The following is a 12,982-nucleotide window of genomic DNA, read 5'->3' as shown; positions in this document are numbered from 1 at the left end:
GTCACAGCGCCGTCCAGCCGCCATCGACACTGATCGTGGTGCCGGTGATCTGCTCTGCGGAAGAGGAACACAGGAAAACCGTCGTTCCGCCCATCTGCTCTACCGTAGCCATCTGCTTGGACGGCTGGCGTTCCAGGATCACCTCGCGGATCACCTCGTCGCGGCCCATGCCGTATTTTTCCATCGTGTCCGGGATCTGCTTTTCCACAAGCGGCGTCATCACGTAGCCGGGGCAGATCGCGTTGCAGGTGATCGGTTCTTCCGCCGTCTCAAGCGCCGTCACCTTGGTCAACCCCACGATCCCGTGCTTTGCCGCCACATAGGCCGATTTGAACGGGCTCGCGGTCAGACCATGGGCGCTGGCGATGTTGATCACCCGGCCCCAGCCCCGCTCGCGCATCACCGGCAGCGCGGCGGCGGTGGTGTGAAAGGCCGAGCTTAGGTTCACCGCGATGATTTGGTCCCACTTCTCGAGCGGGAAGTCGGGGATGCCCGCCACGTGCTGCACGCCCGCATTGTTCACCAGGATGTCACAGCCTCCGGCCTCCTCGATCAGCCTCCGGCAGGCCTCCGGGTCGCTCATGTCCGCGGCGATGAATTCCACCTCCGCGCCGGTGTCTTTACGAATTCTTTCCGCGATGTCGTAATTCTCGTCCCGCGCGGCGCGTCCATTTAACACGACACGCGCTCCGGCCTCGGCCAGCGAAGTGGCGATTCCAAGACCGATTCCCGAGGTCGATCCGGTGACGATTGCGGTTTTTCCTGCGAGAGACATGAGGCAGCACCCTTTCGTTAACTTTCGCGCCAGACCTAGCGCGTTTCGTGGGCCGTTGAAAACATGCCATACACGGGTTCTGGCGCATATGGGACGCATGGCGGATATGTTGCAGGGAACTGCCGTTTGCGTAAAAAAAACGCCGGCACAAGGCCGGCGTTAAGTTATTGAGGCAGGTTTCATACAGGCAAGAAACCTATCGAGCAGTGACACTGTTATACGCAATTCACCGTGATGATCCAAGCTAAAAGTTTGAAAAGACGTAAATCCGCCTTTAACCTCCATGCTCAGACAAACAAGGCCCGAGCAGGATTGTTGCCCAAATGGGATCAAATTTTTTCCACCGCGCGCTGCGCGCAATCGCGATTCTTGGCGTCGGCTTTGCGGCCGCGCCCGGCATGGCAGAGCCGTCGCATGGCATAGCTATGTACGGCGATCCCGCCCTGCCCCCAGATTTCGTGTCCCTACCCTACGCCAACCCAGATGCGCCCAAAGGTGGCCGGCTGGTCAGCGGCAACGTCGGCAGCTTCGACAGCCTCAATCCATTCGTCCAGAAAGGCGAGCCTCCCTGGCAGTTGCGTCACCTCACGCACGAGTCGCTGATGGGCCGCTCCTATGACGAGCCGTTCTCGCTTTACGGCCTTCTGGCCGAATCGGTCGAAACGGGTCCGGACCGTGAGTGGGTTGAATTCACCCTGCGCGAAGAGGCCGCGTTTTCCGACGGCACCCCCGTCACGGTCGACGACGTGATCTGGTCGTATCAGACCATCGGCACCGAAGGGCACGGTCGCTATCGCGGCTTCTGGCAGAAGATCGAAAAGATCGAGGCCACTGGCCCGCGCAGCGTCCGGCTGACCTTCAACACCGAGGACCGCGAGCTGGCCCTCATTGCCGGCCTGCGCCCGATCCTGAAAAAGTCGCAATGGGAGGGCAAGGATTTTTCCGAGGCCGCGCTGGCCGATGTGCCCATCGGCTCGGCGCCCTACGTGGTCGAGAATTACGAGGTCGGACGTCACGTAACCCTGCGGCGCAACCCGGATTACTGGGGCAACGACCTGTCTTTCCGGCGCGGCACCAACAATTTCGACGAGATACGCATCGAATTCTACGGCGACGATGCCGTTCTGAAAGAGGCGTTCAAGGCGCAGGCGATCTCTTACGTGCGCGAGTTGAACGCCGAGAAATGGGCCACACAATACGACTTTCCCGCCGTGCAGTCCGGCGATGTCACCTTGTCGAAAATCCCGCATGGCAAGCCCTCGGGCATGACCGGCTTCGTGTTCAACACCCGCCGCGCGCCGCTGGACGACTGGCGCGTGCGCGAGGCGCTGATCCTCGCCTTCAATTTCGAATTTATCAACGACACGCTGACCGGCGGGCGGCAGCCGCGTATCACCTCCTACTTTTCGGGCTCCGAACTGGGCATGCGCGACGGCCCCGCCGAGGGACGCGTCCGCGAGTTGCTGGAACCTTACTCGGATACGCTTATGCCCGGCGCTTTGGAAGGCTACACCGTGCCCGAGGGCGACGGCACCAAGCGCAACCGTGGCAATATCCGCAAGGCGATGAACCTACTGAACGAAGCTGGGTGGACCGTCGAAGAAGGCGAGTTGCGCAACGCCGAGGGCGAGCCATTAAAGCTGACCGTGCTCTTGCGGCAGGACGGGCTTTTGCAGCAGGCCGTGACCTACATGGAGATCTACGCCCAGGCGCTGGAGCGTCTCGGCATCGACCTGACCGTTGAGACCACCGATCCCGCGCAGTACAACGAGCGCGAGCAGAATTTCGACTTCGATCTCACCTTCTTTCGCCGCGCCTTCTCGCTCAGCCCCGGCAACGAGCAGATTTATTACTGGGGCGCCGAGTATGCCGACATTCCCGGCAGCCGGAACGTGATGGGCATGAAATCCCCCGCCGCCGAGGCGATGATCGACACGATGCTGAACGCCACCAGCCGCGAAGATTTCGTCGCGGCGGTGCGGGCGCTGGACAGAGTGTTGATTTCAGGTCGCTATGTCATCCCGATTCACGAGTATGCCGTTGGCAGGATTGCGCATCTCAGCCACTTGAAATACCCTTCCGACCGATTGCCGGTCTACGGGGACGGGGTCTGGTTCCTCCCCGAGGTCTGGTGGTCCGAGGCAAGTGAACAATAAAAACGACAGTAACAATCGAGCAGGTATCATGAGGAAAATCGCTGTTTTCGCGCTGATCGCCGCGGCCCTGTCGGGCTGCGCAACGATAGAGGGTGTCGGTCGGGACATTTCCGGCGCATCGCGCGGTGTGCAAAGCTGGTTCTGACGCGGCGCTAACGCTGCCAGGCAGAGCCTTTTGACGTCTTCGATCGCGAAGGCGAACGTGTTCTTGCGCGCGCATTCACGGTGATCCACGAAAAAGGCCGACGCGATTGCGTCGGCCTTTTCCCTGTCTATTCAGTCGTTTCAGCCGACTTTCTGGGCCGCCCGGCTTTCGCGCAGGTCCGACAGTTCCTGCGCCACGAGGAAGGCCAGCTCAAGCGCCTGCGAGGCGTTCAGCCGCGGATCGCAGGCCGTGTGGTAACGGTCCGACAGGTCCTCTTCGGTCACCGCCCGTACGCCACCGGTGCATTCGGTCACGTCCTGACCGGTCATCTCGAAATGCACGCCGCCGGGGATGGTGCCCTCGGCCCTGTGCACGCCAAAGAACTCCTGTACCTCGCGCAGCACGCTGTCGAAGGGCCGCGTCTTGTAGCCCGAGGCCGACTTGATCGTATTGCCATGCATCGGATCACAGACCCAGGTCACGTTGGCCCCCTCTTCGCGAACCGTCTTGATAAGACGTGGCAGGTGTTCGCCCGCCTTGCCTGCACCGAAGCGCGCGATCAGCGTCAAACGCCCGGCCTCGTTTTCCGGGTTCAGCGTCGCCATCAGCTTTTTCAGGTCGTCCGCTTCCATCGTAGGACCGCATTTCAGGCCGATCGGGTTCAGCACGCCGCGCAGGAATTCAACATGCGCGCCGTCTGGCTGCCGCGTGCGGTCGCCGATCCACAGCATGTGCCCGGACCCCGCCAGCCAGTTGCCCGAGGTCGAGTCGACGCGCGCCAGCGCCTCTTCGTATTCCAGAAGCAGGCTTTCGTGCGACGTGTAGAACTCCACGGTGTGCAGCGTGTGCGCGCTCGAGCTGTCGACGCCCGCGGCGCGCATGAAATCCAGCGTGTCGGAAATGCGAGACGCCATCTCACGGTAGCGTTCGGCCTTTTCCCCATCGGTAAAGCCCAGCGTCCAGGCATGCACCTGGTTCACGTCGGCATAGCCCCCGGTCGAGAACGCCCGCAACAGATTCAGCGTGGCGGCCGCCTGCGTATAGGCTTGCAGCATCTTGTTGGGGTCTGGGATCCGCGCCTCAGGCGTAAAGGCCAGTTCGTTGATGATGTCGCCGCGGTAGCTGGGCAATTCCATGCCATCGACCACCTCGGTCGGAGCCGAACGCGGCTTGGCGAACTGACCGGCCATGCGCCCGACCTTGATCACCGGCACCTTGGCACCATAGGTCAGGACCATCGCCATCTGCAGCATCACCTTGAACGTGTCGCGGATCGCGTCGGCCGAGAACTGATCGAACGCTTCTGCACAATCACCGCCCTGCAACAGGAAGGCTTCGCCCCGCGATGCTGCGCCGAGCTCTTTCTTCAGGCGCCGTGCCTCGCCGGCAAACACCAGAGGCGGATATTTGGACAGCTTCGACTCCACCGCTTGCAGCGCCTCTGCATCGGTGTAATCGGGCATTTGGATCCGCGGCTTGCTGCGCCAGTCAGATTTCTGCCAATCGCTCATCGTTCTTCTCCGCTCATCGAATGTCGAGACCCGTCTATACTAAAGCAGGCCCGGCGACGCCATACGAGTTCGACAGAATATGTCGGAAATTGACCGCTGGTGCCCTTGCCAACCTCCCGGTTTTCGTGGAACAGCTATCCGATAGGCCATTGCGCAGGGAGTAGAGAACATGCGCACGGAAGCGAACAAAACAAGCGCTGGCCCCATGTCAGGGCCAAAACGTTTCGTTTTCGTATTGCTGGAGAACTTCTCGCTGCTGAGCTTTGCCTCGGCGCTTGATTGTTTGCGTATCGCCAATCGTATGGCCGGCGAGACCCTGTACGAATGGGTCATGTCGGGCGACTCCGACGACGAGGAAACCGTCTCCTGCTCGGCCGGGTCGCGGTTCAAGGTCGACATGGGGCTCGAGGAGTTGCGCCGCGAGGACGTCGTCCTTTTGTGTGGCGGTGCCGACATCCAGAACGCGGGAACGAAGAAACTGCTGAACTGGCTGCGTCGCGAAGCGCGCCGGGGACCGCGGATCGGCGGGCTTTGCACGGCGTCCTATATCATGGCCAAGGCCGGGCTGCTGGATGGCAAGCGGGCGACGATCCACTGGGAAAATCACGACAGCTTTACCGAGGAATTCGACGAGGTGGAACTGACGAAGTCCGTCTTCGTGGTCGACGGAAACCGCATGTCGACGGCCGGTGGCACCTCGTCCATCGACCTGATGCTGAAACTCATCGCCGATGACCATGGCGAGCAGTTGGCCAACGCGGTGGCCGACCAGATGATCTATTCCTCGATCCGCACCGACCAGGACACGCAGCGCCTGTCGGTGCCCACACGGATTGGCGTGCGCCATCCCAAGCTCAGCCAGGTCATCCAGATGATGGAGAGCAATATCGAGGAGCCGATAAGCCCCGCGATATTGGCCAAGCAGGTGGCCATGTCCACGCGGCAGCTTGAGCGGCTGTTCCGCCGTTATCTGAACCGGTCCCCCAAGCGCTATTACATGGAATTGCGCCTGCAAAAGGCCCGCAACCTCCTGATGCAGACCGACATGACCGTGATCAACGTGGCACTGGCCTGTGGCTTTGCCTCGCCATCGCATTTCTCGAAATGCTACCGCTCGCATTACAATACAACGCCCTACCGTGAGCGTGGCAGTCAGGCGGCACGGCTGTCGGTCTAGCACGCGTCTTGAGTGTACCGCTCTACCGCGGCGCCTCAGAATTCCTTCAGCAAAACAATGGGATCTGTGTTAAACTTGAAGTTGACGGCGACCAAGGCTTCTGGCCGCGTGTGAAACAGTACGAACGCGTAGATATAATCGATCCCGCTATAGTAGACGTACATCTCGCGCGTCCAATGATCGCCCAGCTTTTCGGATTTCATGACTTCGACCGAATCCAGCGGCTTGGGAAAGAGCGCTTTCACCCGTGCCTCCAAGCTTTGTAATTCTTCGGCGGTCATTTCGTCCGACGCACCGAAGGCGCGCATCACCATGACGATCTTCTGGTTCATCATGCCGTCATCCATGATGCTGCGCATGTGGTCATAGTCTCGAAAGATCGACTCGGGTGTCTCTTGTGCGGCAGAGGGAGCCGCCAAGGTCATGGTCACAATGGCAAGAAGGGCGACGAAATATCTGGACATGCTTCAAATCCCAAAATGATATCGCGTTCAAGTTGCCATGATCGACCTGCAATGCCTAGAGGGCGCAGTTCCTGCCGGCTGGCGCCCTCCCTTGAGGTCTTCGGTGAATGCTGCGCTTCGAAACTGGGTCAAAATGAGGCGCGGGTGGTCAGATTTCTGCTCATTTTCGGCGTTTGCGTCGCGGTGCTTCACAGCGTCGTTCGGCGCAAGGGCTTTTTTAAAAAGGCGGTAAGCCTGGTCGTGCCGATAGAGCATATCCGCGGACAACGCAAAATTTGTTAAAATTGATTCGTGCAATGCGGCAATCAAAGGGCATTTTCGTTGTCCGACCCGGTCTGACTGTTTCGTTCCATTCAACGGTTTTAGAAATACGCCTTCATTGAATTCTTTACATTGCAGATCGAGGCATAAATCCGGCCTCGAAAAAGGTTAACGTCCCGCTTTTGCCCCATTTGCCACATTTCCGCCCTATTTCAGACCCACCTTCACCCTCGTTAATGCGTGCCGAAGCTGCTTTCGAAACGCGGCAACACCGAAAGACCGAGACAAGACCAAGGGCCCGAAGACGAATGCTGGACCACCTGAGAAACTTTCTGACCGACGACACCGGCGTGGTGAGCGTTGACTGGATCGTTCTGGGATTCAGCCTGATCTGCCTTGGATGCCTGACGGTCGGCACGGCCCGGGATGGAACCTTTGGTCTGGCCGACTCGATCAAGACATCGGTCGAATCCAAGACGGTCGAGGGTGTTGACCCCTGAAGCTTAATTTCCGCCGGCAACGCCAAGGGCGCCGGCCCCGCAACCAACTAGGAAAGACACTGCCATGTTTTCCGCATTTCAGAAATTCATTGCCGAAGAAGACGGCGCCGTGACCGTGGACTGGGTCGTGATGGCCGCGGCCATCACCTGGCTTTGCCTGGGCGCGCTGCAATCCGCCCAGAGTGGCGTCGACAATCTGGCGTCGGGGCTAGAGCAAGGCATTTCCCTCAAGTACAAAGAAGACAAATGACTGGCGCCCGCTTTGGCGGGCCTCAAACGGACATGTCGATTGCGGTCAGGCCGTTCAGGCCCGTTTCCCCGCGATCTGCCCGACCCCCAGCACATCCAGCACCTTCGCCTCGATCTGCGCCGCATCCAGCCCGGCCACCGCATACATGGCCGCGGGGCTTGCCTGGTCGATAAAGACATCCGGCAAGACCATAGAGCGAAAGCGCAAGCCTTCGTCGAAAGCACCCTGCTCGGCCAGGTGGTGCGCCACGTGGCTGCCAAACCCACCGATGGCGCCCTCCTCGATGGTGATCAGCGCTTCGTGCTCGGCGGCCAGCCGGTCGATCAGGTCGGTGTCCAGAGGCTTTGAGAATCGTGCATCGGCCACGGTCGGCGTGATACCCCGCGCGCCCAGCCCCTCGCAGGCCTTCATCACCTCGCCAAGGCGGGTGCCGAAGGACAGGATCGCCACGCGAGAGCCTTCGCGGATCATGCGGCCCTTGCCGATCTCCAGCACCTCGCCACGTTCAGGCATCGTGATGCCCTCGCCCTCACCACGGGGATAACGGAACGCGATAGGCCCGCTATCATGCGCGGCGGCGGTCGCAACCATGTGCACCAGCTCGGCCTCGTCGGCGGCGGCCATGACAGTAAAGCCCGGCAGGTTCGAAAGATAGGCCACGTCGAAGCTGCCCGCATGGGTGGCGCCGTCGGCCCCTACCAGCCCCGCGCGGTCAATCGCGAAGCGCACCGGAAGGCGTTGGATGGCGACATCGTGCACGACCTGGTCGAACCCGCGTTGCAGGAAAGTGGAATAGATCGCGCAGAAGGGCCGCATGCCACCCGCTGCAAGCCCGGCAGAGAAGGTGACGGCGTGCTGCTCGGCGATGCCGACGTCGAAGCAGCGCGACGGGTAGCGTTTTTCAAGCAGGTCCAGCCCGGTACCGTCCGGCATGGCGGCGGTAACGCCGCAAATTCGGTCATCCTCGGCGGCGTGCTTCAGCAGCGCCTCGGCAAAGACCTTGGTATAGCTGGGCGCGTTCGAGGGCGATTTCTTCTGCTCGCCCGTGACCACGTCGAATTTCGCGGTCGCGTGTCCCCCGTCGCGCCGGCCTTCGGCGGGGGCATAGCCCTTGCCCTTCTTGGTGATCATGTGGATCAGGATCGGACCGTGCGCCCGCGCCTTGACCGTGCGCAACACCGGCAGCAACTGGTCCATGTCATGCCCGTCGATCGGACCGAGATAGCTGAACCCCAGTTGTTCGAACAGCGTCCCGCCCACGGCCATGCCCTTGAGCACCTCCTTGGCCCGCTTCGCGCCCATCTGGAACGGCTCGGGCAGCAGCGATACCGCGCCTTTTGCGGCGGCCTTGAACTCCTGGAACGGCTCGCCCGCATAGAGGCGCGACAGATAGGATGACAGCGCTCCCACGGGGGGTGCGATGGACATCTCATTGTCGTTCAGAATCACGATCAGGCGCTTGTTGAGGTGGCCCGCGTGGTTCATCGCCTCAAAGGCCATGCCCGCAGACATCGCCCCGTCGCCGATCACCGCGATGGCATCGCCATGGCCGGTATCACTTGCGCCGCCAAGGTCGCGCGCCGCGGCAAAGCCGAGGGCGGCGGAGATCGAGGTAGAGCTGTGGGCGGCGCCGAACGGGTCATAGGGGCTTTCAGAGCGCTTGGTAAAGCCGCTGAGGCCCCCCTCCTGCCGTATGGTGCGGATACGGTCACGGCGACCGGTCAGGATCTTGTGCGGATAGCACTGGTGGCTCACGTCCCAGATGATCTTGTCCCGCGGCGCGTCGAAAACGTGGTGCAGCGCGACGGTCAATTCGATCACACCGAGGCCCGCGCCCAGATGCCCACCGGTTTCCGACACGGCCGAAATGGTCTCGGTGCGCAGTTCGTCGGCCAGCTGACGCAGCTCCTGATCGGAGAAACGCTTGAGCTCGGCGGGGCTGGATACCGTGTCCAGCAAGGGGGTCTGGGGGCGTGTCACGCGTCGCCGCTCCTTGAATTTGGCTGCCGGCCCATACCCGGGCGACTAGCTCTGCCGCGAGATAACGAAGCGGGCCAGGTCGCGCAAGCGGTCGGCCCCTTCTCCGTAAGCAGATAAGCTGTCACAGGCGGTGTCAACAAGGGCAGCGGCGCGCCGTCGCGCGCCTTCGAGCCCGAGAAGCGACACGAACGTGGCCTTGCCGGCGGCGGCGTCCTTGCCCACAGCCTTGCCCACGGCGGCGGCATCACCTGTCTCGTCAATGACGTCGTCTTGGATTTGGAACGCCAGGCCAAGCGCCTTTGCATAAGCGGCGAGTGGCGCGATGTCGGCGCGGGCCATGACCGCGCCTGCGCTGGCGGCCCAGCCGAAAAGCGCGCCGGTCTTGCCATCCTGCAGCGCGATGATTTGGTCCAGCGTCAATGGGTCCGCCGCTGTTTCCGCAGCGATATCAAGGGCCTGCCCCAAGACCATGCCGTCCTGCCCCGCAGCGCGCGCCAGCGTCAGCGCAAGCTCGGCGCGGGCCTCCGCCGTGGCGGCGCCGTCGGGATGAGCCGCAAGCTCGAACGCCAGCGATTGCAACGCATCGCCCACAAGAACGGCGGTGCCTTCGTCCCATTTCACGTGCACCGTGGGCTGACCCCGACGCAGATCGTCATCATCCATGCAGGGCAGATCGTCATGCACCAGGCTGTAGGCGTGCATCGCCTCGATCCCTGCCGCGGGAAAGACTGCCCGCGAAGGGTTAACATCATGCAAACGGGCCGTTTCCATCACCAGAAAGCCGCGCAGGGCCTTGCCACCGAAGAGCGCGTGGCGCATGGCGGCGTGCAGAGGCAGATCGCCGGTGATTTGCGCCTCGAGGCAGCTTCGGATGGCCGTCGCGTCCGCCGCGAGCGCGGACTGAAGCATCAGAGCCCCTCGACCGGGGTGGTGCCCTTGGGGGTGCCCTCGCCGTCGAGCGTGATCGCCGCAACTTTCTCTTCGGCTTCTTTCAGCTTGGTTTCGCAGCGTTTTTTCAGCTTGGCCCCCTGCTCGTACAGGGCGATGGATTCGTCCAGCGGAACGTCGCCGCGTTCTAGCCGGGTGACGACGTCCTCAAGCGCCTTCATCGCCTGTTCGAAAGACATGGTGTTGATCGCGTCGTCGTCCATTTCAGCGGCCTCTTGCATGGGTTTTCGACAGCCACCATAGCGGTGCGCGGCGCGGGCTTCAATTCGGTTGACGCGCTGTGAGGCATGGGAAAGGATACCGGCCATGAAGCCTTTTTCCACGTCCGATGCCGCGCCTGTGGCCGACCCCGACTTGTCCGGCCGCGTGGCCCGGCGACTGGATGCTGCGACGGCGGAAGATGCCGCGTTTTCAACGGCTCAGGTGACGGAGCTCATCCGCGAGGTCGCAGGCAAGCGGGTCGTGCTGCGTGGCCGGATCGGGGGGCACAGGGCGGTGTTCCGGCTCTATCTCGACCGGGTCGAGGACTGCACACGGGACTGGAACGAGCTGTGCCGGATATGGCCAAAGATGCGTGAAGGCGAGTTGCGGGTCTGCGCGCCGCTGGGATTTGCACCCGAAGCCGGACTTCTGGCGGTGTCGGAGATCGAGGGAACGCCCTTGCTGCAATGGATCTACGGCGCGCCGGAGGCTGAGCGGGCGCGGTATCTGGAGCCTGCGGCGCGGTGGTTGCGGGCTTATACGGAATGCACCGAAACCGAGGCTGCGGCCCAGCCCGCGGGATGGGCCAAGCGGGCCGAGCGGGCGGCACAGACACAGGCGTTCAACCGGCTGAAACGGGTGGAAAAGCCGATCCTGAAGGAGATACAGCGCCTGGTGCCGCTAATGGACGACAGCCAGTGGCGGTTTGCCGTGTCGCATGGGGATTTTCACCCCAACAACCTGATCGTGAACGAAAATATGGTGACCGGGATTGACTGCGGCGGATCGCGTCCGGCGCCCATATACAAGGATATGGCGCGGTTCCTGATGCATATGGGCCGTCGCGCGATGATCCCGTCGGGCGAGACCTGCCTCGGTGTGGACCGGCAGGGCTTTATCGCCTTTTGCGACGCGTTCCGGCTGTCGGCGGAAGAGCGGGAAGTGACCCTGCCTTTCTTCATCGCGGTGGAGGCTTTGTTGCGGGCCGAGACCCGGAACCTGTCGCAAAGCCGGGTGCGGCGGGCGCGGCAAATGTCGGAAGCGCTACTTGCCGACCTAGAGCGGATCGGGCGCTAGGCGACTCGAAGGTTAACGGCGGCGAAAGCGCGAAAACCGCGTCGGTAAAGCGTCGGTATTCCTACGGTATCGCGACGGTGCCGTGGGTCGGAAGCCCAGATTATTTCACCGCGCGGTCTTGGTTCAGACCGACTGTCCACCGCTCTAAACGGGCCGCAGGCCGTGGCAGCTTCAGGGGGTGGCGCCACCGGGTTGCATAACGCCGAGCACTATGGCCGCGCTTACATCACCGTGCAGGAAACCCAGCACCACCTCGTCGCCTTCCTCTGGCAACAGGCCGTCGCTCTCGGAAAGTGTGGCGGAAGGTCGGGCAATGCGAACCCAGAGGCCGTCGGCGCTATCGGGGACCAGCGGCAGGGTCACCTTCACATGGAACGAACCGGTCGGGTCGCTATGGGTTTGGACCAACTTGCCGATTTGCAACCCGTGCCACAAAGCGGTGTGCGCCCGGGGCGCGTCTGTCAGGGACGGCAGGCCGATCGTGACCGTGCTGGTCCATCCACCACCGGAAAGATCGTGAACCACGCGCGACACGTACGCGTCGCCGTTGAACCGGGCCCCGAGACCCGCTAGCGCGATCACCGTGTCGGGACCAAGGCCGGCATTTCCCGTGCATTTGACCGTGCCGGTGATGCGTGACAGCCGGATCCGTTGCAGCAGCGCTGTGGCGCGAGGGGCCAGATCCTGCGTCTCTGTCACTGTGGATGTCCAATCACGCAGCCCGGCCGCGTCGGCGAGTTTCGTGCCGGTGATATTGCCCTGTTTGCTGGCCTGCGGTTCATCGGCGGTGGCGGTAAGAACCGTGCCGCTGACCGCGTCCCAGGCAGAGAGTGTGACGCCCGCCCATTGCGCGGTGGCGTCCAGATTCAGATCTGCCTCCATGAGGGTGTCGCCGAATAGGATTTCCAGATCCGCGCCATCAAGCGTGGGCGGGGCGCTGCGCAGGGTGCCATCTTTTACTGTCAGGATATGTCCGTTGTTGCGCGCCAGACGCAGCAGGTAGTCCCAGTCGGAGGCAGACCCTTGTGCGTGATGCTCTTTGACGGTCCCGGTATGGGTGACATCGGCGGAATGGCCTGCCGCGGCGGCCAAGTCCTGCATCACGTCAGCGTCCGTCTTCTCAAAGGACATGGAGGCGCTGCGGGTGCGGGTAAGCTTGAACGCCGGGTCATGGCAGGTCAGCGTGAGGGCGTTTTCGCCGCTTTCATCGACGCTGATCGCGTGGCGCAGGATGACGCCGGTGAAGATCGTCTTGTTCGTGTCGTGATAGCCCGCCTTCAGCTCGATCCGCCTGCCCGGCGCGAAGGTGGCGCTTTCGCTGACCTCGAACGTCTCTTCGGCCGGGTCCCCATCGGCAATCACAAGGGTGGCCGTGGGGATCGCCTCGACCGCATGGTCGGTCCGCAGGGTGCGAACCAGCAAGCGGTCGGGGATCGCGGCGCCGTCGACGAGAACCTCGAAAGTGACAAGATCAGCGTTGGGGGACCAAACGGACTGGGGCATGGCGGCTCTCCTGTTGACGCTAGGTTAACAGGTG

The 12,982-nt window shown here is 62.3% G+C and carries 13 protein-coding genes; 6 read left to right on the top strand and 7 right to left on the bottom strand.

Features of this window, described 5'->3' with window-relative positions:
* Position 1: 1 nt before the first annotated feature.
* Positions 2 to 775 carry a 3-hydroxybutyrate dehydrogenase gene (locus tag FIU86_RS09000; RefSeq protein WP_152474774.1) on the bottom strand — a complete coding sequence of 258 codons (774 nt, stop codon included), beginning with the start codon at positions 773 to 775 and terminating at the stop codon, positions 2 to 4.
* A 425-nt stretch (positions 776 to 1,200) separates the two neighbouring features.
* Between FIU86_RS09000 and FIU86_RS08995 the strand changes: the two genes are divergently transcribed.
* Both FIU86_RS08995 and FIU86_RS08990 read left to right on the top strand, forming a co-directional pair.
* Positions 1,201 to 2,931, top strand: coding sequence for an extracellular solute-binding protein (locus FIU86_RS08995; RefSeq protein ID WP_254704007.1), 1,731 nt, complete (start codon positions 1,201 to 1,203; stop codon positions 2,929 to 2,931).
* Positions 2,932 to 2,959: 28 nt separating this feature from the next.
* Positions 2,960 to 3,076: a lipoprotein gene (locus FIU86_RS08990; RefSeq protein ID WP_057789274.1), complete on the top strand. Its 117-nt coding sequence runs from the start codon at positions 2,960 to 2,962 to the stop codon at positions 3,074 to 3,076.
* 140 nt (positions 3,077 to 3,216) lie between these two features.
* Here the strand turns inward: FIU86_RS08990 and FIU86_RS08985 are convergent, their stop codons facing one another.
* Complete coding sequence (locus FIU86_RS08985) at positions 3,217 to 4,587, bottom strand: class II 3-deoxy-7-phosphoheptulonate synthase (RefSeq protein WP_152474772.1); 1,371 nt, start codon at positions 4,585 to 4,587, stop codon at positions 3,217 to 3,219.
* 205 nt (positions 4,588 to 4,792) lie between these two features.
* Between FIU86_RS08985 and FIU86_RS08980 the strand changes: the two genes are divergently transcribed.
* The gene (locus tag FIU86_RS08980) at positions 4,793 to 5,764 is read left to right on the top strand and encodes a GlxA family transcriptional regulator (RefSeq protein WP_254703983.1); all 972 of its coding nucleotides are present in this window, start codon (positions 4,793 to 4,795) and stop codon (positions 5,762 to 5,764) included.
* A gap of 35 nt (positions 5,765 to 5,799) precedes the next feature.
* Here FIU86_RS08980 and FIU86_RS08975 read toward each other — a convergent pair whose 3' ends face one another.
* Positions 5,800 to 6,228: a hypothetical protein gene (locus tag FIU86_RS08975; protein WP_152474770.1), complete on the bottom strand. Its 429-nt coding sequence runs from the start codon at positions 6,226 to 6,228 to the stop codon at positions 5,800 to 5,802.
* Positions 6,229 to 6,797: 569 nt separating this feature from the next.
* Here FIU86_RS08975 and FIU86_RS08970 point away from each other — a divergent pair.
* Together FIU86_RS08970 and FIU86_RS08965 are read left to right on the top strand one after the other, a co-directional pair.
* The gene (locus tag FIU86_RS08970; RefSeq protein WP_152474769.1) at positions 6,798 to 6,989 is read left to right on the top strand and encodes a hypothetical protein; all 192 of its coding nucleotides are present in this window, start codon (positions 6,798 to 6,800) and stop codon (positions 6,987 to 6,989) included.
* A gap of 64 nt (positions 6,990 to 7,053) precedes the next feature.
* On the top strand, positions 7,054 to 7,239 hold the full coding sequence (locus FIU86_RS08965; protein ID WP_152474768.1) for a Flp family type IVb pilin: 186 nt from the start codon (positions 7,054 to 7,056) through the stop codon (positions 7,237 to 7,239).
* Between the two features lie 54 nt (positions 7,240 to 7,293).
* On the opposite strand, the gene dxs is transcribed toward FIU86_RS08965, so the two are convergent.
* Genes dxs through FIU86_RS08950 form a run of 3 tightly spaced genes read right to left on the bottom strand, consistent with a single transcriptional unit; the run spans position 7,294 to position 10,370 of the window.
* Positions 7,294 to 9,219: a 1-deoxy-D-xylulose-5-phosphate synthase gene (gene dxs, locus FIU86_RS08960; protein ID WP_152474767.1), complete on the bottom strand. Its 1,926-nt coding sequence runs from the start codon at positions 9,217 to 9,219 to the stop codon at positions 7,294 to 7,296.
* A gap of 45 nt (positions 9,220 to 9,264) precedes the next feature.
* A complete protein-coding gene (locus FIU86_RS08955) occupies positions 9,265 to 10,128 on the bottom strand; it encodes a polyprenyl synthetase family protein (protein ID WP_152474766.1) in 864 nt (287 codons plus the stop codon).
* A complete protein-coding gene (locus FIU86_RS08950) occupies positions 10,128 to 10,370 on the bottom strand; it encodes an exodeoxyribonuclease VII small subunit (protein ID WP_103761844.1) in 243 nt (80 codons plus the stop codon). The genes FIU86_RS08955 and FIU86_RS08950 overlap by 1 nt, the downstream gene beginning before the upstream one ends.
* A gap of 103 nt (positions 10,371 to 10,473) precedes the next feature.
* Between FIU86_RS08950 and FIU86_RS08945 the strand changes: the two genes are divergently transcribed.
* The gene (locus tag FIU86_RS08945; protein WP_152474765.1) at positions 10,474 to 11,445 is read left to right on the top strand and encodes a phosphotransferase; all 972 of its coding nucleotides are present in this window, start codon (positions 10,474 to 10,476) and stop codon (positions 11,443 to 11,445) included.
* Between the two features lie 171 nt (positions 11,446 to 11,616).
* Here the strand turns inward: FIU86_RS08945 and FIU86_RS08940 are convergent, their stop codons facing one another.
* Positions 11,617 to 12,948 carry a phage baseplate assembly protein V gene (locus FIU86_RS08940; RefSeq protein WP_152474764.1) on the bottom strand — a complete coding sequence of 444 codons (1,332 nt, stop codon included), beginning with the start codon at positions 12,946 to 12,948 and terminating at the stop codon, positions 11,617 to 11,619.
* Positions 12,949 to 12,982 lie beyond the last annotated feature (34 nt).

This window comes from Roseovarius sp. THAF9 (assembly GCF_009363715.1).
Classification (GTDB): Bacteria; Pseudomonadota; Alphaproteobacteria; order Rhodobacterales; family Rhodobacteraceae; genus Roseovarius.
This window is presented reverse-complemented; position numbering and strand designations above follow the sequence as displayed.